Source organism: Hymenobacter psoromatis (assembly GCF_020012125.1).
GTDB classification, from domain to species: Bacteria; Bacteroidota; Bacteroidia; order Cytophagales; family Hymenobacteraceae; genus Hymenobacter; species Hymenobacter psoromatis.
In genome coordinates this window covers 2,506,281-2,525,932 of the sequence record NZ_JAIFAG010000001.1, presented here as the reverse complement: position 1 = coordinate 2,525,932, position 19,652 = coordinate 2,506,281, and the positions used below count along the sequence as shown (strand labels likewise).

General features: G+C 62.6%; 19 protein-coding genes. 12 read left to right on the top strand and 7 right to left on the bottom strand.

Annotation, left to right across the window (positions count from 1 at the left end; all coding sequences use genetic code 11):
• Positions 1 to 44: 44 nt before the first annotated feature.
• Positions 45 to 914, bottom strand: coding sequence for an AraC family transcriptional regulator (locus LC531_RS10995; protein ID WP_223650340.1), 870 nt, complete (start codon positions 912 to 914; stop codon positions 45 to 47).
• 258 nt (positions 915 to 1,172) lie between these two features.
• On the opposite strand from LC531_RS10995, the gene LC531_RS10990 reads away from it, so the two are divergent.
• The 8 genes from LC531_RS10990 to LC531_RS10955 all read left to right on the top strand — a co-directional run bounded on the left by LC531_RS10990 (position 1,173) and on the right by LC531_RS10955 (position 11,066).
• Positions 1,173 to 1,601 carry a BlaI/MecI/CopY family transcriptional regulator gene (locus tag LC531_RS10990; RefSeq protein ID WP_223650339.1) on the top strand — a complete coding sequence of 143 codons (429 nt, stop codon included), beginning with the start codon at positions 1,173 to 1,175 and terminating at the stop codon, positions 1,599 to 1,601.
• A complete protein-coding gene (locus LC531_RS10985) occupies positions 1,579 to 3,801 on the top strand; it encodes a M56 family metallopeptidase (protein WP_223650338.1) in 2,223 nt (740 codons plus the stop codon). Before LC531_RS10990 ends, LC531_RS10985 begins: the two co-directional genes overlap by 23 nt.
• A gap of 127 nt (positions 3,802 to 3,928) precedes the next feature.
• Positions 3,929 to 4,543: an RNA polymerase sigma factor gene (locus LC531_RS10980; protein ID WP_223650337.1), complete on the top strand. Its 615-nt coding sequence runs from the start codon at positions 3,929 to 3,931 to the stop codon at positions 4,541 to 4,543.
• A 49-nt stretch (positions 4,544 to 4,592) separates the two neighbouring features.
• Positions 4,593 to 5,549 carry a DUF2268 domain-containing putative Zn-dependent protease gene (locus LC531_RS10975; protein WP_223650336.1) on the top strand — a complete coding sequence of 319 codons (957 nt, stop codon included), beginning with the start codon at positions 4,593 to 4,595 and terminating at the stop codon, positions 5,547 to 5,549.
• 46 nt (positions 5,550 to 5,595) lie between these two features.
• Positions 5,596 to 6,498 (top strand): HEAT repeat domain-containing protein, encoded by a 903-nt coding sequence (locus LC531_RS10970; protein ID WP_223650335.1) that lies wholly within the window; start codon positions 5,596 to 5,598, stop codon positions 6,496 to 6,498.
• A gap of 90 nt (positions 6,499 to 6,588) precedes the next feature.
• Positions 6,589 to 7,359: a DUF4097 family beta strand repeat-containing protein gene (locus tag LC531_RS10965; protein WP_223650334.1), complete on the top strand. Its 771-nt coding sequence runs from the start codon at positions 6,589 to 6,591 to the stop codon at positions 7,357 to 7,359.
• 45 nt (positions 7,360 to 7,404) lie between these two features.
• Positions 7,405 to 8,274 (top strand): DUF4097 family beta strand repeat-containing protein, encoded by an 870-nt coding sequence (locus tag LC531_RS10960; protein ID WP_223650333.1) that lies wholly within the window; start codon positions 7,405 to 7,407, stop codon positions 8,272 to 8,274.
• Positions 8,275 to 8,474: 200 nt separating this feature from the next.
• On the top strand, positions 8,475 to 11,066 hold the full coding sequence (locus LC531_RS10955; protein ID WP_223650332.1) for a DUF5916 domain-containing protein: 2,592 nt from the start codon (positions 8,475 to 8,477) through the stop codon (positions 11,064 to 11,066).
• A 24-nt stretch (positions 11,067 to 11,090) separates the two neighbouring features.
• On the opposite strand, the gene LC531_RS10950 is transcribed toward LC531_RS10955, so the two are convergent.
• The 3 genes from LC531_RS10950 to LC531_RS10940 form a co-directional block, all read right to left on the bottom strand.
• Entirely contained in the window at positions 11,091 to 11,639 is a 549-nt protein-coding gene (locus tag LC531_RS10950) for a hypothetical protein (protein WP_223650331.1), read from the bottom strand.
• 70 nt (positions 11,640 to 11,709) lie between these two features.
• Positions 11,710 to 13,173 (bottom strand): carotenoid oxygenase family protein, encoded by a 1,464-nt coding sequence (locus tag LC531_RS10945; RefSeq protein WP_223650330.1) that lies wholly within the window; start codon positions 13,171 to 13,173, stop codon positions 11,710 to 11,712.
• Between the two features lie 69 nt (positions 13,174 to 13,242).
• Positions 13,243 to 13,884, bottom strand: a complete 642-nt coding sequence (locus tag LC531_RS10940) for a DUF1353 domain-containing protein (protein ID WP_223650329.1) — start codon at positions 13,882 to 13,884, stop codon at positions 13,243 to 13,245.
• 117 nt (positions 13,885 to 14,001) lie between these two features.
• Here LC531_RS10940 and LC531_RS10935 point away from each other — a divergent pair, with 117 nt between their 5' ends.
• The gene (locus LC531_RS10935; protein ID WP_223650328.1) at positions 14,002 to 14,658 is read left to right on the top strand and encodes an MOSC domain-containing protein; all 657 of its coding nucleotides are present in this window, start codon (positions 14,002 to 14,004) and stop codon (positions 14,656 to 14,658) included.
• Between the two features lie 96 nt (positions 14,659 to 14,754).
• Here the strand turns inward: LC531_RS10935 and LC531_RS10930 are convergent, their stop codons facing one another.
• Positions 14,755 to 15,381, bottom strand: coding sequence for a DoxX family membrane protein (locus LC531_RS10930; RefSeq protein WP_223650327.1), 627 nt, complete (start codon positions 15,379 to 15,381; stop codon positions 14,755 to 14,757).
• Positions 15,382 to 15,729: 348 nt separating this feature from the next.
• On the bottom strand, positions 15,730 to 15,918 hold the full coding sequence (locus tag LC531_RS10925) for a hypothetical protein (RefSeq protein ID WP_223650326.1): 189 nt from the start codon (positions 15,916 to 15,918) through the stop codon (positions 15,730 to 15,732).
• Positions 15,919 to 16,079: 161 nt separating this feature from the next.
• On the opposite strand from LC531_RS10925, the gene LC531_RS10920 reads away from it, so the two are divergent.
• The 3 genes from LC531_RS10920 (at position 16,080) to LC531_RS10910 (ending at position 18,748) form a co-directional block, all read left to right on the top strand.
• Positions 16,080 to 17,411: a transposase gene (locus tag LC531_RS10920; protein WP_223650325.1), complete on the top strand. Its 1,332-nt coding sequence runs from the start codon at positions 16,080 to 16,082 to the stop codon at positions 17,409 to 17,411.
• Between the two features lie 2 nt (positions 17,412 to 17,413).
• Positions 17,414 to 18,418 carry an SPFH domain-containing protein gene (locus LC531_RS10915; protein WP_223650324.1) on the top strand — a complete coding sequence of 335 codons (1,005 nt, stop codon included), beginning with the start codon at positions 17,414 to 17,416 and terminating at the stop codon, positions 18,416 to 18,418.
• A gap of 72 nt (positions 18,419 to 18,490) precedes the next feature.
• A complete protein-coding gene (locus tag LC531_RS10910; protein ID WP_223650323.1) occupies positions 18,491 to 18,748 on the top strand; it encodes a hypothetical protein in 258 nt (85 codons plus the stop codon).
• Between the two features lie 58 nt (positions 18,749 to 18,806).
• On the opposite strand, the gene LC531_RS10905 is transcribed toward LC531_RS10910, so the two are convergent.
• Positions 18,807 to 19,612 (bottom strand): IS5 family transposase gene (locus tag LC531_RS10905; protein ID WP_223650322.1). Its coding sequence is split into 2 segments (ribosomal slippage): positions 18,807 to 19,262 and positions 19,265 to 19,612, totalling 804 coding nucleotides; the frame shifts between segments, so codons are not numbered across the junction.
• Positions 19,613 to 19,652 lie beyond the last annotated feature (40 nt).

Genomic DNA, 19,652 nt, shown 5'->3' with positions numbered 1-19,652 from the left:
ACATAACGCAGGCTAAAGTGGTCTGCTCTGGCGGTAGCCCACCGTCACAACTGCTGCCGGTAGCGGGCCGGCGTCAGCCCGGTGTGGCGGCGAAAAAACCGCCCGAATGTGGACGGGTCGGCAAAGTGCAGCGCCGCCGCAATCTGGCCGATGGGGAGGGCAGGGTTTTGCAGCAGCACGTGGGCCTCCAGCAGCACGGCTTCGGCCAGCCACGCCCCGGCGCGCTTGCCAGTGGCCGCTTGCACGGTTTCGGCGAGGTGCTTGGGGGTGATGCACAGCTGGTCGGCGTAAAAAGTCAGGCTCCGCTCGGTGGCGTAGTGCCTGTGGACCAGCTGCTTAAATTCGGCGGTAATCAACTGGCCGCGCGTCCGCCCGGCGGGCGCGGCCCGGTGCTGCGCCTCGTAGAGCGGTGCCGTTTCGTGCAGCAGAATATGGAGGAAGCTGCGCAAAATTTCCTCCCGATACACGTGCGGAGCCTCATATTTCTGCCCAATGGTTCGCAGCAGGGCCGCGAGGCTCGCGGCCGCTGCGGGGGGTAGGGTGAACACGGGGCGGGCATCGCGCTCAAAAAAAGCGAAGTCATCCGGGTTTAGCCCGCCGCCCGCCGCCACAAATTCCTTCGTGAAAAAAAGGTTGAGCGCCGCGCAGTCGGCCGACCGAAAGCCCCACTGCTTGATGCCGTGGGGCGAAAGCACCACCAGCGAAGCTGGGGCTAGTTCGTAGGTTTCGAGGTTGACTTGCAGGCGGGCGCTGCCGCGCAGGCAGAGGCCAATCTTGTAAAAATCGCTGCGGTACGGCCGGTCGAGGGGTAGGTGGGGCGTCGGCCGGGAATCAGGCCCCACGAAGAACACTGCCGGCCTTTCCTGGGCTTCGGCCAGCGCATTCAGTTGAAAAACGGGAATGGTCGCGTTCATGGGGCTGCTAGAAGCAGTAAAGGTTGGCTACCCGGCGGCTACTTGGTTAGGGAGTACCCCGCTGCTTGGTTGAATTCCTAAACCGATTAGCGGACGGCTATGGTTGCCTTCCGCGAAGCAGCTAAAAATAATCTGGTGAAAAACAGAAAGTTAAGCCGTAATACGACAAGTTTCGTACATTGCTTTTGCAAGTACGACAAGTTTCGTATAATCTTTGACCTACGAACTATTTCGTACTGAACTTTTCCCGCCTTTCCCATGCCCAAGCCAATCCCTAAACCGACGGATGCCGAGCTGGAAATCCTGCATGTGCTCTGGCAGCACGGCCCGGCCACGGTGCGCACCGTGAACGAGCAGCTGAGCCGGCAGCGAGAAATCGGCTACACCACGACCCTAAAAATTATGCAGCTGATGCTGGAAAAGGGCCTCGTGCAGCGCGACGACGAGGGCCGCAGCCACATCTACCGGGCCGCTGTGCGCGAGCACGATACCCAAGGGCTGCTCCTGGATAAGTTCGTGGCGGCCACCTTCGGCGGCTCGGCCCTGAAGCTGGTGCTGCAGGCCCTGGGCCACCGCAAGACCTCGGCCGACGAGCTGGCCCAGATTCGCCGCCTACTCAACGATATTGAGATTCAAAACGCTAACTCCTTAACTTCCAATTCCGATGACGACGCTCCCGTGGCTTAACGAAGTGCTATCGCCCGCCCTGGTGCGGGGGGTAGGGTACGCGCTGCTGCACTCACTGTGGCAGGGTGGGGTGCTGGCGCTACTGCTGGCCGGGGCGCTGCCGCTGCTGCGCCGCCACCGCGCCGAGGTGCGCTACGCCCTGGCGGCGGGTGCACTGGGCACGCTGCTGCTGGCGGCGGGGGGCACATTTGGCTACTATTATGACCGTGCGGTGCCGCTCGCCGAAGCCGCGCCGGTAATCCTGGCCGGCGGGCCGGGTCCGCTGGCTTCGGCTACCCTGCGGGGGGTAGGGACGCCCACCCACCTAGCCAGTGCCGCGCCCGCCGCGCCGCTATCCTGGCCGGCGGCCACCCGCCAGCAATTGGAACCCTACCTGCCCCTGGTGGTGCTGGCTTGGCTGCTGGGCCTGGTGGTGCTGAGCGGCCGGCTGGCCGGGGGCCTGCTCTACGCGGACCGGCTGCGCCGGACGGGTACGCGGGCGCTGGGCCGTGAGTGGCAGCAGCGCCTGGCCGCGCTGGCCGCCCGCGCCGGGCTGCGCCACCCGGTGGCGTTGCTGGAGTCGGCGCGGGTGGCGGGGCCACTGGTGCTGGGCCACCTGCGCCCGGCCATTCTGCTGCCGCTGGGCGCGGTGGCTGGCCTTAGCCCCAGCCTGCTCGAAGCCCTGCTGGCCCACGAGCTGGCCCACGTGGTGCGCCGCGACTACCTGCTAAACCTGGGCCTGGCGGTGGTGGAGGTGCTGTTTTTCTACCACCCGGCGGTGTGGTTTATGGCCGGCCGCCTGCGGGCCGAGCGCGAAAACTGCTGCGATGACCAGGCCGCCGCCCTCTGTGGTGGCGACCGCCTGCGGGTGGCCCGCGCCCTGGCCGCCCTGGCTGAGCTGACCACCGCCGACCCGGCCACCCCGCCGCGCTTGGCGCTGGCGGCCACCGGCGGGGGTAGGGGCCAGCTGCTGGCGCGGGTGCGCCGGCTGGTGCTGAGCCGCCCCCCGGCCCCCACGCTGCGCGAGCGCCTGCTGGCTGGCGCACTCACGCTGCTGGGCCTGTTGGGCCTGAGCACCGGGGTAGGGCTGGCCGCCCGCCCCGCCCTGGCTGCGCCGGTCCAGACGGTGCCCGCGCCGGGAGATACGGCCCGGCGAGGGGCCACGGTTCCTATGCCCATTATGCCCAATAGCCCGCGGGAAATTGCCGAAACCGAGCAGAACGAAATGCCAGCCAGGGAGCCGCGCCCGCACCGGGGCCGGGCCAGCACGGTCGTGATGGAGAAGGATAAGAAAGGCCGGGTAGTGAGCCTGACCGTGGACGGCCAACCGGTAGAAACTGCCTCGGCGGGCAAGAAACACAAGCCCGGCAAAGTCGCCAGTACGGAAATAGTGCAGGTGCCCGGCCCGGCCGCCGGCCCCGAGCGACTCTCGCTAAGCTTCGATTTTTCCACGGATGAGCTGACGAGCCGCGCCCAGCGCGAGCTGGCCAAGGCCCAGCGCAACCCGAGCCTGAACGAGGAGCAGCGCCAGCAGATGCAGCGCGAAATGGCGAAGCTTCAGCAGCGGATGCAGACCTTTCAGGCCGAAATGGGCCAGCAGTTCCAGCATTTTCAGTTCGACTTTGACCGCGATACTATCCGTCGGTCGTTGCGCAACCGCCTGCGTTTTGATATCAATAGCCAGACTGTTGATGATAATGCTGCCGACCAAACTGAAGCTAATATCCGCCATGCCGAAGCCAATATCCGCCGCGCCGAAGCTGATAGCCGCTTGGCTGATGACCAGGCCGAAGCCAACATCCGTCGCGCCGAAGCTAATGGCCGCTTGGCCGAAACTAATACCCGCCGCGCCGAGCTACGCGCCCGCCTGGCCGCCGACGCGGCCGAGCTGCGCGCACTAGAGCGCGGGGACGGGCAGACGCCTCCAATGCCCGTTCCGCCCCGCGCCCCAATGGCCCAAACGGGGCCACCGTTGCCACAGACCCCACCGCCGCCCGCACCTGCGCCCAAAACGGAGGAATTGCGCGCCGCTCTGCGCCAGGATGGCCTGATTGGGAAAAATGACCGTAGCTTTTCCTTCAGCCTCAACGACAAGGGGGGTAGGGTGAATGGCCGAGCCCTCACGCCGACCCAGGTGGCGCGCTACCGCCAGCTGCTGGGCCAGCCGGTGAGCGGCCAGGGGAAGTCCTCGACGTTTAATATTCACGTGGATGAGAATTAACTGATTGGCTCACAAAGCCGTGGCTCGCGGGCCGGCCGTCTGGAAAACAGGCGGCCGGCCCGCTTTTTTGGGCCCGGCGCGGTTGGCCGCGGGCTTTTTGAAAATAATTTTACCCCCGCTGTAACGTATGGCTACCCCGCCGGTACTCCCTGCAAACCCCACCACTTCCGACTCTATCCCAGCCGCCCGGATGCCCGCCGTTTCTGCCCCCACTTTCAGCGACGAAGCCTTAATGGCCCAGGTGCAAGCCGGCGACCTCGACCAGCTAACCGGGCTGTTTGAGCGCTACCACGGGCCGCTGTTTGGCTTCCTGGCCCGCCTGGCGAATGGCGACCGCGAGCTGGCCCAGGACCTGACCCAGAACGTGTTTGTACGAGTGCTGCGCTACCGCACCAGCTACCAGCCCGGCCAGCCGTTTCGGGCCTGGGTGTACCAAATGGCCCGCCACGTGTGGGCTGACCACTACCAGCGCCAGCGCCCCACCGCCGACCTGGAAGAAGTGGAAAAAACCGCCGCCCACGGCCGCGCCGCCCAGGCCCAGCGCGCCACCACCGACCAGCACCAAGCCCTGCACGAAGCCCTATCTCTGCTGCCCGCCGCCCAGCGCGAGGTACTGGTGCTGCACCGCTTCCAGGGCTTCGACTACGCCGAAATCGGCGAGCAGCTGGGCTGCACCGCCGGCGCGGCGCGGGTGAAGGCCCACCGCGCGCTGGATGCGCTACGCAAGATTTACCTGAGTTAATCAGCTGTCAATAATGTATTTGTCTTACGTATTTATTTACCTGGTTTTATTGTTGCTACCTGGTTCAGCATCGGCACAGGCGAGCCAAATCCAACTTGCGAAGCCAACTATTTTCACCCAGGATATTACTAATTTCTGGCAGGCCTACGATAGTGTGCGCGCTACCCCCGATACCGCTCGGCAGCGGCAATTGGTGCAGCGCCTCTACCTCGACCGGGCCACGCCGGGGCTCCGGGATTTTGCCAAAAGCCAGGAGTTCCGGGCCCGTAGCTACGTGCGAGCAGTAAACCGCTACCCCCGGTTTTGGGCCTCGGTGCGGCCGGCTACGCTGGCGGTCAGCGAAAGCGTGTCGCAGATTAAGCAGGTTCTGAGCCGGTTTCAGCAGCTATATCCATCCTACAAGCCGGTGGAAGTATTTTTTACCATTGGCGCACTGAATTCTGGCGGTACGGTGAAGGGGCAGCGGGTGCTGATTGGGACCGAAATCGCGGCAGCCACGGCTGTAACCGATGCGACGGAGCTAGGAACCTGGCTGCAAGGGGTATTTAAGAACCACGCCAATGGCGTAACAGAACTGGTGGCACACGAGGCCGTGCACACCCAGCAGCCCGACGGCGATGCGGAGTTGGATGGAAAAACCGACCTGCTCGGCTACTGCTTGCAAGAAGGCGCTGCTGATTTCATTGCGGAGCTGCTGCTGGCCAAGCCTTATACAACACCCTACCTCACCTACGGCCGCCAGTACGAGCGGACTCTTTGGCAGGAGTTTGAACCCGTGCTGAGCAGCCCTGACGCCAGCCAGTGGCTCTATAACGGCGACCAGGCCCAAGCGCAGCACCGGCCCGCCGACCTAGGGTACTTCATAGGCTACGCCATTTGCCGGGCGTATTACCAACAGGCTCGCAATAAGCGACAAGCCGTCGCCGACATCATTGAATTGCGCCACGATTTTACTGCGCCCCACGAGTTTTTAGCCAAGTCGGGCTACGCGGCCCGTTGGCAGTAAAGCTGTTCCGCCCTCTTGATTCTACTCTTATGTCTTCTTATTAAGTATGAACTCTATTAACAAAAATCCGACTTTCGACCCGGCTTGCGCAGAGCTGCGGCTGTGGCTGCCAGAGCTGGCCGAAGGCCAGCCGCTGCCGCCCGCGGCGGCGCATCTAGCGGCGCACCTGCCCGCCTGCCCCGCCTGCCAAATTGAGCTGGCCGAGCTGCGCCAGCTCTTCAATGACCTCGACGCCCTACCCCCCGAATTGCCACCGCTCACCATGCGCGATGACTTCCAGGCCCTGCTGAACGAGGAAAAGGCGAAGCTGGCCGCGGCTTCGCCCGCCGGCCTGAGCGCCCAGCGCGGCGGCCAGGCGCTACCCCCTGCTTTCCAGGCGAACTCCATCAATCAAAAACTAGGAGCCAGAAACCAAGAGTCACAAACCCAAACCTGGTTGCGCATGGCGGCCAGCGTGGCGCTGGTGGCCATTGGGGCAGTGCTGGGGCTGCTACTGCGCGGCAGTGCGCCCGGTGCCAGCGCGCCGCTGGCCCAAGTCGAGGAATCCCGGCCCTCGCTTTCGGTGCAGCTGGCGGCGGCGCGGCAGCAGCCGGGCACGGCCAGCCAGCGCTTGCAGCTGGTGAGCCAGGCCCCGGCCCTGGTCACGGAGCCCAACGACCCGGCCGTGCTCACCCTCATTCATACCCTCGATACCGACCCCAACCCCAACGTGCGCCTGGCCGCCTGCGAAGCCCTAGTGCGCCTGCGCCAGGACCCCCGCGTGGGCCCCGCCCTGGTGGAGGCCCTACCCCTGCAAACCGACCCCAACGTGCAGATTACCCTCATCGACGCCCTGGTGACGCTGCGCGAAAAGCGCGCCGTACCCAGCCTCGAACAGCTGGCCAAAAAGCCCGAGGCCTTACCCGCTGTGCGGCTGCAAGCCGAAAACGGGCTGGGCCAATTGATTTAATAAATGCCAGGAGCCATTTGTCCTTGCCGCACTGCGTTCGCAAGGACAAATAGCCTCCTACTCCCGCTTCCCTTTCGCTCTTGCTCTATCATGAAAAAAATAGCTCTTTTCCTCCTGCTGGCCCTGCCGGCCGCCGTGCGCGCTCAGGAGTTCAAAATGAAATTCAACAGCCCGACCAACCGCAAGGTGGTGCTCGACATGCGCGGCTCGGACGTGACGGTGGAGGGCTATGATGGCGACGAGCTGCAACTGCGGGGTACCGGCCACTTTGAGGCACCACCCGCGCTGGCCAGCGGCCTGCGGCCCATTTATAGCGGGGGCAACGACAATACCCGCCTGGGCGTGGCCGTGACCGCCGAAGGTGATAACGTGTTGCGCGTTACACACACGGCCCGCAGCGAGGGCCATTACACGGTGCGGGTGCCGCGCCGCACCGATGTAGCTATGGTGCGCGACGCGATGGGCGGCTCCGACAACCTGACGGTGCGCGACCTGGCCGGCCGCGTGGAAGCCACGCTGCTTTCGGGCGATATCCGCCTGCTCAACGTGAGCGGCCCAGTGGTGGCTAACACCGTGAGTGGTGATGTTAAAGTACAATTTAGCGCTACCCCCACGCAGCCCTGCGCCGTGGTTTCGGTGAGCGGCAATGTGGATGTGACCCTACCCCCCTCGGCCAAGGTGAGCCTGTCCATGCGCTCAATTTCGGGGGAAATCTACACCGATTTTGACCTCAGCCTGGGCGGTGAAAGTGGCTTGCGCCACGTGGGCGGCCAGACCGTGGAGGGCCGCGCCAACGGCGGGGGCACTACCCTCTCGCTGCGGTCAGTGAGCGGCGACATCTTCGTGCGCAAAGCGAAGTAGGTTCCAGGTCAATAATTAATTACTAACAATCAATAATCCATTGCCATGCCTCGCTTTTTACTCGCCACCCTGCTGCTAATCAGCAGCCTGGCTCCGGTCCTGGCCCAGCGCCTCGTGACCCAAACCGCTACGCTGGCCGCCGGGCAGGGCGTATTTCTGGACCTCAAGTACGCCCACAGCATTCGGGTGCGGCCGGGGGCCGGGCTGAAGGTGGAGGCCAGAGTGAACATCAACGACAATGCGCAGAACGACCTGTACAGCCTGGGGCTGGAAAAGGGCGGTAATGAGCTGAGTGTGGTGGAAAAGCTGGACGAGGACAAGCTGCGCGAGAGCCACTATACCGGTGACTGCGAGGGGGGTAGCCGCAACAATTCCAGCGGCGGGGTGCACGGCGGCTACACCCGTTCGGGCAAGTCGGGCGGCGTGCGGCCTACCCTCAGCTACCACCAGGGCGAGTACAGCTACTGCGCTAAGATTGACTACGAGGTGACTTTGCCCGCCGGCACGGCCCTGCGCCTGAGCACCATCAGCGGCGACCTCGACCTGAGCGAGCTGAGCGGGGCCATCACGGCCAAAACCATCAGTGGCGACGTGCAGCTGAGTGCCCTGACCGGCCCCGTAGTGGTGCGTAGCGTGAGCGGCGATATCAAAATAAACAACCTCAGCGGCAACGAGATAGAAGCCAAAACCGTGAGCGGCGACGTGGACCTGAGCTGGCCCCCCGCCAAAGCTGCCGAGCTGAGCCTGCACACCGTGACGGGTGAGGTGTACGCCGACCCGGCCGTGACGTTCAGCAACCTCAAGCAGCGCAGCTACGTGGGCTACGAGCTGCATGGCAGCTACGGCAGCGGCAGCGGGCCGCTGGTGAAGCTCGAATCAGTGAGCGGCGACGTGTTTTTTCGGAAGGAGAAGTAGGGACGCGGCCCTTCGCGTCTCTCTTGGCGCGGGCATCGTTCGCCCGTGTTGTTCAATGGGGAGAGACGCGAAGGGTCGCGTCTCTCCGGCACGACTGGCTGGGGCGGCCTGGGGAGTTCGTCAAAAAATCGGGAGCCAGGCAACGGCCGGGCTTACTGCCGCGTCTATGGCCTTGCCTGACAATTCTTCACCTATTTATCATGTTGTTCTCACAAGCTAAGCGCGGGCTTATCTGCCTGTTGTATAGCTGCTTACTTATTGCTAGTGTAGCCCCGGTGGCCAGTGCGCAGCAAGCCCCGGCTACCGCGCCGGCCGCGGCCGCGCCGCGCCGCCAGCTGGCGGCCCAGCGCACGCCTACCCCCCTCAAACTCGACGGGGTGCTGGATGACGCGGCCTGGCAGACGGCCCCGCTGGCCGGCCAGTTTGTGGAGCGGCGGCCCCACCCCGGCCGGCCCGAGCGCCTACCCACCGAAGTGCGCGTGCTCTACGACGACGCGGCGCTGTACGTGGGCGCTAAAATGCTGGAAGCCAGTCCCGACAGCATCAAGCGCGAGCTGACCCAGCGCGATAACAGCGGCAACACCGACTTTTTCGCCATCTTTCTGGACCCCTACCGCGACCACCTCAATGGCTACGGCTTTATTGTGCAAAGCACGGGGGTGCAGATAGATAACCGCTATTCGCCCGCCAATGGCGAAGACGGGGCCTGGAACGCAGTGTGGGAGAGCCACGTGGCCCCGCTGCCCGGCGGCAAGGGCTGGAGCGTCGAAATCCGGATTCCGTACTCGGCCATTCGGTTCGCGGCGGCCCCGGTGCAGACCTGGGGCGTCAACTTTATGCGCCAGCGCAAGGCCAGCAACCAGCAGTTTTTCTGGAACGAGGTGCAGCCCAGCGTGGATGGCTTCGTGAACCAGTGGGGCGAGCTGACGGGCCTCGAAAACCTGCACCCGCCGCTGCGCCTCTCGCTCACGCCCTACGTGAGCACCTACGCCAATCACTACCCCTATAATTTGGAGGGTAAGCAGAACACCAGTACCAGTTTCAACGTCGGGGCCGACGTGAAATGGGGCATCAACGAGAGCTTCACGCTGGATGCCACGCTGATACCCGATTTTGGCCAGACTATCAGTGATAACCAGGTGCTTAACCTCTCGCCTTTTGAGGTGCAGTACCAGGAAAACCGGCCGTTTTTTACCGAAGGTACCGAGCTGTTCAACAAGGGCGGCCTGTTTTATTCGCGGCGGGTAGGGGCGCAGCCGCTGGGCTTCAGCGACGTGAGCGGGCAGCTGGGCAAGGGCGAATTCTTGTATCAAAACCCCGGCGTGACGCGCCTGCTGAACGCCACCAAGGTGTCGGGGCGCACCAGCAAGGGCCTGGGCATCGGGGTGTTCAATGCCGTGTCGGCGGCCACCTACGCCACGGTGCAGGACTCGGCCAGCGGCCGGCAGCGCGAGATATTAACCTCGCCGCTGACCAACTACAACATCGTGGTGCTCGACCAGAGCCTACCTCATAATTCCTACGTGTCGCTCATTAATACCAACGTGACGCGCGCCGGCAGCACCTACGACGCCAACGTGACGGCTGGCCTGTTTCGCTTCGCCGATAAAAAGAATCAGTACGCCTTCAATGGCCAGCTCAACTACTCGATGCGGCGCGGCCAGGCCATGTACTCCGAAACGCCCGTCAGCGACCCCAGCGGCTACAAATACTACCTCAACTACGGCAAGATTTCGGGCAACTGGACCTGGAACGTGGACCACGGCATCGAGTCGAATACCTACAATCCCAACGACTTAGGAATTTTATTCGGGAATAATAACGTGAGCCAGTCGGCCACCGTGAACTACAACAAATACCAGCCCTTCTGGAAGGTGAATAACCTCTCTACCACGCTCGGCGTGTACCAGTCGCTGCTATTCCGGCCGCTGCTGTATCAGGACGCGGGTATTTACGGCAGCGCCAATACCACCTTCACCAAGAGCTTTCTGACGGTGGGCGGCAACCTGAACCTAGACCTACAAAAGCACGACTACTACGAGCCGCGCACCGCGCCGCTGGGCGGCTACTACGTGCGGGTGCCCACCAGCTTCAACCTGGGTACGTTCGTGTCGTCGGACTACCGCAAGAAGCTGGCCTACGACATGAACGCCGGGATGCGCGTCTACGCCCTCGACGAGCGCCTGGACCGCCCGCGCCGCCTGGCCTACGGCCTCACCCTGAGCCCGCGCTACCGCGTGAGCGATAAGTTGAACTTTCGCTACACGTTTGACTACGCCTTGAAAGTGAACCAGATAGGCTACGTGAATGACGGCTTCGACCTCACGCAGCCCATCGACCAGCAGTACAGCGCCCTGCTGGGGCCCGATGTGCTGCTGGGCCGCCGCCGGGTGGCTACGTATACCAATACGCTGACGACCAACTACACGTTCACCAACCGCCTCTCGTTCACGATGCGCGTGCGGCACTACGTGAGTGCAGTGCACTACCTGGCCTTTGCCCGCCTGCGGCCGACTGGAGCGGAAGAACAACTACCTGACTACCAGCGCGCCCACGACACCAGCTTCAACGCCTTCAACGTGGATGCCTCGCTGGTGTGGTGGTTTGCGCCCGGCTCGCAGGTGAGCTTGGTGTGGAAGCAAGCCGCCGCTACCTCGCTGCTCGGCAACGCGGCTACCCCCCTCTACTTCGACAACCTCGCCAACGTGGCTAACACGCCGCATAATAACAACGTATCGGTCAAGGTCTTGTATTATCTGGATTATCTGAGTCTGCGCTCGCGGCGGGGGTAGGGCGCGCGCGACTAGCCAACCGGCTCAGACTGGAATCAACTTAGAAATCGTTCCGTCTTTGTGAAAAATGATAATTAGGTCGTTATGCAAATTGCCCCCCAAGAGGTGAGTTATCAGTATTTTCTTGCTTCTACCCTGCTCATCAACCTCGACGGTATAGGCCGGCCGGGGGGCGTAGGTATATACTCGGCCACCGACCACCTCATCCATGCAGGTGCGGCGGGCGGCCTCGTTGCCCACGGAGGGAATTATCCGGCTGGTACTGTCGCCGCGATAAACCACGATAACATCGTTATTATACCGGGCATATTGCGCGGGCGGCTGGGCTTGGTAGCGGTCATCAATAAGGGCCCTTAGATACCAGCAGGTTTCGCCCTTATCATTTTGATAGACAACGAGTTTTACTACGCCCTTGTCTTCAACGAAGTAGCGCCCTGTTCGGCAGTTGTTGAGGTAGTCGCGGAGTAGTTCCCGTTGCTGCGGGTTGGTGGCTACTGCCACTTCCTGGCAAACCTGAGCACTTACTTCACGCAGCCCCAGGAGTAGAAATAAAGTTGAGAGCCAGCGTTTCATAGGGATTCTCCTGCTAAAAACGCTCGTTGGTATTTAGTAAAAATTAAGTTACGGCAAGCTAAAGCGTACCCTACCCTTGCCCCTGCCACAAGCCGTGAAAGCCCAGCGGAATGTGGTGCGGCAGCCGCAGGCGGGCCAGCGGGCGCAGGTCGGCGGCATCGGCCACGAGCAGGTCGGTGGCATCGTCGGGGGCCGAGTAGCGGAGGTACACGAGGTAGCCGTCGTCCTCGGCCGTGGAGCCGGGGCGGGGCACCACCACGGGCTCACTGCACAGCGTGCCGGGTGCGTAGGCGTGGCGCAGCGCGCCGGTTTGCACGTCGAGCTTGAGCAGGTGGTCGAGCAGGGGCGAGGGCGAGGCGGCGGGCCTTCCGATGGTCCAGGTGTAGCGGTAGGGGAGGCCCAGGCGGTCGGGGTGAATTTCGGGTAGCTCGCCCTCGCCGTCGGTTAGTGGCTGGCGGACTACGGTGCCGGCGGCCAGGTCCAGCCGAAAGCGCACGAAGCGCGCCTGCGGCTGGTCGTCGGGCAGGTGGCCGGCCAGGTAGCCCTTGATGGCGGCCGCGTCGGGAAAGTCGGCCATTAGCAGCGCATCGGCTACTAAGGTGCCGTCGGCGGGGTCCTGGTAGCCATTCACGAAGTGGAAAGCGAAGCCAAACTCCGTATGCAGCCGGTGCACCGCGCCATCGGGGGCCACCACTACAATCTGGGTATCCTGCTGCCGGTTTATCTTAATGGAAGCCACCGGCGAGGTCAGCCCCGACAAGGCCCGGAACACGTCAAACGCCACCGGCGTGAGGAAAAAAATGCGGTGGCCGCTCTGCGTCAGCACAAAATCGTGGGCGAAGTGGGCCTGCGCCAGCGGCAGCACGTGGGCCACCCGCGCCGCGCCGGCCGGGCTCACCTCATACAGCACCAGCCGGTGCTGGCGGCCCGCCACGGTGCCAAAGTTGTGCAGCACGCCCGTGACGGGGTGCACCTTGGGATGGGCCGAAAACGGCAGCTCGGGCGTAATGCGCCGGTCGAGCCAGCCGAACGGGTTGCGCAGCACCCCGCCGTAGTCGAAGCGCCCCCGCGTGGCCAGCGACTCCGGGTCGAGGGCGTGGGGTAGGCCGCCTTCCCAGAGCGCCAGCAGGTGGCCGCCGTGCGCCACCAGGCTGGTATTGGCGGTGTTCTTAAACTGCGTTTTGCCAAAATTAGCCCGCAGCCCACCCGGTAAGTTGGTGCCGAAGCTGCGGTAGAGCATCCGTCCGGCGGCCTCTTCTGCCACGAATTCCTGAGTCCGCACGTAGCGGTTGCGGTAGACAACCCGCTGGCCATCAAAGGTAAAGCGCGCCACCATGCCGTCGCCATCAAACAAGTGGTCGTACTTCACGCCGTGCTGCTCGAAGTGGCCGTTGCCATTGCGCAGCAGCGTACCCAGCAAATCGGGGGGTAGGGCGCCCTCCACTACTTCCAGCTCCACATCGTCGTATTCGGGCGTGGTGCGGCGGTTGGCTTCAATATAAGCGCTCAGGGTAGGGTAGTGGCGAACGGGCATGGGGTTGGTTGCTGATTGTTAATTTCAGGACTTACGCCATGACAAGCGATTTGCGTAAGTTCTTCATTCTTAAATATTACTTGGCTGCTGGCTGGCCTTCGCCGCCAGGTGCCGCTCTACCACCGCCGCCATATTGGCAAATGACTGGTCGGCGGCCGGACGGGTGGCCAGGTCGGCGGCGATTTCGCGCAGAGTGAGGCGCATACTTTCGCCGGCCAGGGTGGGCTCCAGGGCCGGGTAGGGGGCCAGCAGGGGGGTAGGGCCGGGCTCAGCCGCCAGACTTTGGCTGCGGGCCGCCAAGGTAGGCTGGGCCGCCAAGTCGCTGGCCCAGAAGCGCACGCGTGGCAACCAAGCCCCGATGCGCACGCCCGCGTACAGCAGGTCGGCCTGGCCGGGCGCGCAGCCGCCCGCCAGGCAGGCCCGGTAAAACATGTGGTCGGCGTCGAAGCGCGCTACGCCGGCCGCGTCCACAGCCGCATCGTGCACGATGGCCGCCCGGCGATACGGCCCCGTGAAGGGCGAGCCGATGCTGGACCAGAGCGGGGCCGGAATGCTGGCCCCGTCCGTGATGCCGCCCGCCGGGGCCAGCCAGCGGCGGCCATTGGGGTCGTCGTACCAGAAATCGCGGAGTAGCCGCATCAGCCGGTCGGGCGGCCCGCTGAGCCATTCCAACTGCGGGTCGGGGCCGAAGGTGCCGAGGTTAAGGGTCATGGGGAGGGGTAGGGAAAGCCGAAGAAGAAACCAGGATAAGGGGCTAACGTTTGCGGACGCGCGCGGAGTGGCCCCGCCACGCGCCGTAGTAGGCGACCGCAGTAGTTACTTCGCGCTATGCACTTGCTTTCCATCAACACGTCGCTCCCGCGGGATATCAGCTGGCAGGATAAAACCGTGCGCACCAGCATTTTCAAGCAGCCCGTGGCTGGCCCGGTGGCCGTGCTCGCCACGCACCTCGCCGACGATGGCCAGGCCGACCTGCGCGTGCATGGCGGCCCCGATAAAGCCGTGTACGCCTACCCCCAGGAGCACTGGGCCTACTGGCGGCAGTATTTATCCGAGGACCAGCTCGTGCCGGGAGCCTTCGGCGAAAACCTGACCACCGCGGGCCTGCTCGAAACCGACGTGCGCGTGGGCGACTGCTTCCGGCTCGGCACGGCCGTGCTAATGGCCGTGCAGCCCCGCCAGCCCTGCTTCAAGTTGGGTATTCGCCTGGCCCGGCCGGGCATCGTGCGCGAGTTTGAGCTGGCGCGCCGCAGCGGCATTTATTTTCGGGTGCAGCAGATAGGTGTTATGCAGGCCGGGGATGAGATTACGCTGGTGCAGGCGTCGCCCTACCCCGTCACTATTCAGGATATGGCGGATTGTCTGGCTCCTGGTCCGCACGACTTGGAGAAGGTACGGGCGCTGCTGGCCACGCCTTATTTGTCGGCTTCCTGGCGCGAGCGGCTGACCGCCCTGCTAACCAAGCCTACTTTACTCGACCAGTAACTGGTCAGGGTAGAAAAGGTTAATAATAATATACTTATTTATATAAAAATAAAACTCAAAGCAACGTGCTGTTACCAATAAGTACAATCCCAATTCCTAGCTTATCAGCTGTTTTAGATGAGTGAACAGGAGTTCAAAGTATCGTATCGTACCAGCTGGGTTATGAATAAAATCAACCGTGTACTTAGGTAGCAGCCAGCTCATACTAAGCAATATACCTGCTACTGGGAGCATGAAGTAAGTCCACAAAGGATAGGAAAAACGGGTAGTCACGCCCAATGCGAGCGCCCGGAATACCACCACCATCCGGCTGCGGTAATGATTTATGATAAGGAAAATAAGCCCTAAATAGAAGGGTAATGCATAGCGAAAGGCCACAATTTCATTAAGATAGGTCAAGTCAATAATGAAAATCGTAATGGCAATGGGTAGCAGTAGCACGGCTCCTACTAAAGCTGTGCGATTCCATAGCAATAACAGGCTTGCCAAGACTTGCGAAATCCCTACAAAAGCACTAAAAGGCTCATGCCCAAAACAATACCACGCTACGTGAGCAAGACTTACTTGTCCTAGCGGTTGAGCTAATATTTCTGAGGTAACACCAAATTGATAACCAGCTAGTTTAGCTAATCCATAGCTCATGAATATGAAAGCTAGCGCGACCCGCGCCATCAGGATAAAGTAGTCCCAGTAGTGAGCCTTGGTAAAAGAGGAAATGGTCATTAGAAAAGGTGGGATAAGAACTGAGCAAAAAATAGTTAATTTCAGCGAAATTCAGCTAATCGTAACAACTGAATCTGTTTAGTGTCCTAGTACTGTAGTACACGATAAAGATACATTGGTTTTCTCGAACCGCTACGCTGATTCTTGCCAAATCTTCAAAAGCGCCTTCAGCAAACTTCCCTAAAAACCAGCCCGCTACAAGTAGCAGTGTCCCTAAAACCTGCTATACTAATTGCTCGCCCCGATTAAACCAACTGCCCACTACCCCCTCCCCAGCAGCTGCCCCGCTGCCGCCCACGGCGTGAGCTGCCCTTCGGCCACGGTCGCCCGCACGCCCGGCAGGGCGCTTTACACGCCGGCCCGGCCGTAAAACTGTGCCTCCGGGGCCTGGCGCACGGCCTCTTCCAGCCACTGGAACTGCTGCTGGGCGCGGCGCTGCTGCCAGTAGTCGCTGGCCTGGGTTTGGGCGGCGTACTGCGCTATCAGGTTCCAGGCTTCGGGCAGGCCCGCGCCGCTTACCGCCGGGTAGGTGCGCACGGGTACGGCCAGCTTCTTACCCAGCTTTTCGACAACCTGGCTATCCTAGCCCGTACTTTGCCCGGCACCCGCCGCGACCCCGGCCGCCCAGCCGACTTCCACCGTTGCCGTATCTTAGGCCCCGCCGGGACTTGCCGGCGCTAGCGCCCGACGCGGGGGATATGGCCACGGAAATCAAAGCAATTCAGTGCCCGAAGTGCGGCAGCATTCAGAAGACGGAAATTCGGCCCGGTGTTTTCCGCTGCGACAGCTGCGGCACCGAGTATTTCCTCGATAACGATGACATCAACATCAACGTGCGGCAGGTGCCGGCCACCCCGGTGCCCGCGCCGGCTGCCCCAGCGGGGAAGGCGTCGGTAGGCGTGCTGCTTATCCTAGGGGCCGTGCTGCTCGTCATCATCGTGGGGATTTACCTGACTAATGCGTTCTTCGACAACCAGGTTACCAGCTCGGCCACTAGCTCGGCTACCGCCGCCCGCCACCCCTGGCACTGGCACACCACCCAAACGGCGCTCGTATCAGGCAGTGGCCAGCAACCACTGCTGCTGGTGGCGGGCGACCGCGAGAACGATGACCTGGATGGCAACCCGTCTAGCCGGGACTCGGTGGGCTTTTACAACGCTGCCACCGGGGCTAAGCTGAAGCTGGTGGGCTTGCCTGGTAGCCCCACGGGCGGAATCACGCTACGGCAATTTTCCAACGGCACCGTTTTTTTGCTGTTCGGCACCACGACGGTGTACCGGGTGAACGCGCAAAGCCTGACCGTGGAAGACGTGAGCAAGACCCTGTTTCAGGACCAGCCCGCGCTGGCCAGCGGCGTGGCCAGCATCGGCACCGGCAACAACGAGGACGATAGCTTTTACCTCTTTACCAACGACGGCCACCACTACAACTACTACCCGCTCATCCACCAGCTCTACACCAACGACGAGCAGAGCGAGGCCAAGTTTGGCATCAAAAGCCTGCGGCCCGGTAGCACGTTGCAAACCGGCTTCGCCTTTAGCCGCGCCAGCGATACCTACCCCGACGACCCCATTCAGCTTATTACCTACCAGTATCACGACAACGGTAGCGGGCCGAAAGCGGGCCCCAATTTTGAATGGGACGACGATTACGGCGGCTCGGGAGTATTCACCGATGCCGACCCGCACGTAAAGCGCCTCATCACCCCGTACTGGGTGCAGCTGGACCGGCTCACGGGCTACCACGACTTCACGCCCGGCCGGCTTTATTTCAGCCCCAGCCTCCTGTATTATGATGCGGACTACGTGCTGATTACCTTGCGGCCCACGGCGGCCGGCGACAGTCCGCTCAATTTGCAGGCCCTCGACGCGCACACCGGGGCCATCCGGTTCACCACGCCCTTGCCCGGCGAGCTGAGCCGCGATGCCGACGTACTGCGCTACCCGGCGGGCTTGATTATTGCCAATGGCCTGACTACGTACACCCTTAGCCCGAGCGGGAAGCTGGGCTCACCCGTATCCATTCCGTAGCCATGAGCTTTTCGTTGTTTGGCCACCAGTTGGCCACCGTCATCCAGTGGCCCGACCAAGTGCCGGGCGTGCTGCTCTACAAGTTTCCGTCGGCCAACGGCGACGAGGTGAAGAACGCCAGCAAGCTGCTGGTGGGGCCGGGCCAGGGCGTGCTGCTGGTGTACGAAGGTGCCGTGAGCGACGTGCTCGATACGGAGGGCATCTACGACCTGGCCACCGATAACCAGCCCTTTATTACCACGCTCAGCAAGCTGCGCACTGGCTTCGAGAGCGAGCACAAGCTGGGCATCTACTTCTACCGCCGGGCCGACAACGTGAACCAGAACTGGGGCACCGCCACGCCGGTGAAGTACCTCGACCCAGTGTATAAGTTTCCGGTGCAGTTGGGGGCCAATGGCAATTTCTCGTTTCGGGTGAGTGATGCTCGGCAGTTTTTTACGCAAGTAACCGGGCTGGCCGACTACTACACCACCCAGCAGGCCCGCACGCTGCTGCAGGGCCGCATTGCCCAGGACCTGGCCACCCAGCTGGCGTCGGCCGGCTTCTCGTACCAGCAGCTCGACGCGCAGCTCACGCCGCTGGCCGCCAACCTGCGCACCCAGCTGGCCACCGAGTTTACCCCCCTAGGCCTGGAACTGACTGACTTCCGCCTCAGCGGCACCGTATTCGACCAGGCCACTCAGCAGCGCATTGGGCAGATAGCCGACGTGTCGGCCGAAAGCCAGGCCGCCGCCGCCGGGGGGCTCAGCTTTACGGACCTCGAAAAGCTGCGCGCCCTGCGCGATGCTGCCCGCACCAGCGGCGGCCTGGCTGGCGCGGGCATGCAGCTCGGCGTGGGTGCCGAGCTGGGCCGCCTGCTGGCCAACCAGCCCGGTAGCCCCCCACCCGCCGCCGTCACTGCCGACCCCGCCGCGCAGCTGCAAAAGCTAAAGCAGCTACTCGATGAGGGCGTGTTAACTCAGACTGAATATGAAGCCAAGCGCCAGCCCTGGCTGGATAAGCTTTAGCGCCTAGGGGTAGCTTCGCCCCTAACCGTTAGTGTATTAGTTTGTAATCCATTTCTTATAACCCACTTCTTTATGAAACAGCTAATTGGTGCGTTGATACTGTTGCTGGGGGTAGTGCTGGGAGGGCTACTAGTGTTGCGCATCTGGGGCGTGGTGCCGGTGAGCGGGCCAACGCTGGTGCGGAGCGGGGCCACGCTGCTGGTGCTGGCGGCAGTGCTGGTCATGCTGATAATAGGGTGGTTTGCCTTTTTTAAAAACCCTTCGGCCAGCTACGACGCACGGGTGGGAAACCGGGCCCACCCCCGGCAAGGCCCCGAAAGCCAGTTATAACTATACGGTTGATTACTTGGCCCTTGTGTAAGCTCCCTCTTAGAGGGAGTAGGGAAAATCAATCGCTATGTTTAGGTGGCGGCCCTTTGGCCAGTCGTCGGAGCATGAGATGACAAAAACAGGCTTTGATAATAGCCTCACTGACACGGGGATTGGTTTCGTAATCTCGGCCTGCCACGCGGCGGTACTTGCTCAGCCAGCCGAAGGAGCGTTCCACGACCCAGCGCCGGGGCAGTATCACAAAGCCCTTGGTGCCGGGCGGGGCCCGGATAACCTCCACGCGCAGGCCCAGCGCGGCGGCGGCCGTGGCCACCAGCGGTCCCTGGTAGCGGGCGTCGGCCCAAAGCACCTGCAACTGTGGGGCGTTGGCTTTGGCCTCGGCCAGCACCGGGGCTGCGCCCACGGGGTCTTGCACGCTGGCCGCCTGCACCAACACGGCCAAGGGTAGGCCCTGGGTATCGACCGCAATATGTCGCTTACGCCCAGTTACTTGCTTGCCGGCATCGTAGCCGTGACAGCCCCCCTTTTACCGCCCGTGCGCACGGATTGCGAATCGATGGCCCCGGCCGTGGGTTCGGCCTCGCGGGTGAACTGGCGCAGTTGCTGACGCAGGCCGGTGAGCAGGCGGTCCCAGGTGCCGTTCTCGCGCCAGGCCTCGAACTGTTTGTAAACCGTACGCCAGGGCGGCAAATCGTGGGGCAGCAGGGGCCAGGCCCCGCCGGCCCGCAATTGGTAAAAGATGGCGTTGAGCAACTCGCGCTTACTGTGGAGCGGCGGCCGACCGAGACCACTACTACGCACGTAAGGCTCAAGTAATTGCCACTCGGCATCCGTTAAATCAGTAGCATAAGCAGCGCGAAACATAGACCAAATTTACATAGCGCTTTCTTTTCCCTAACCCCTC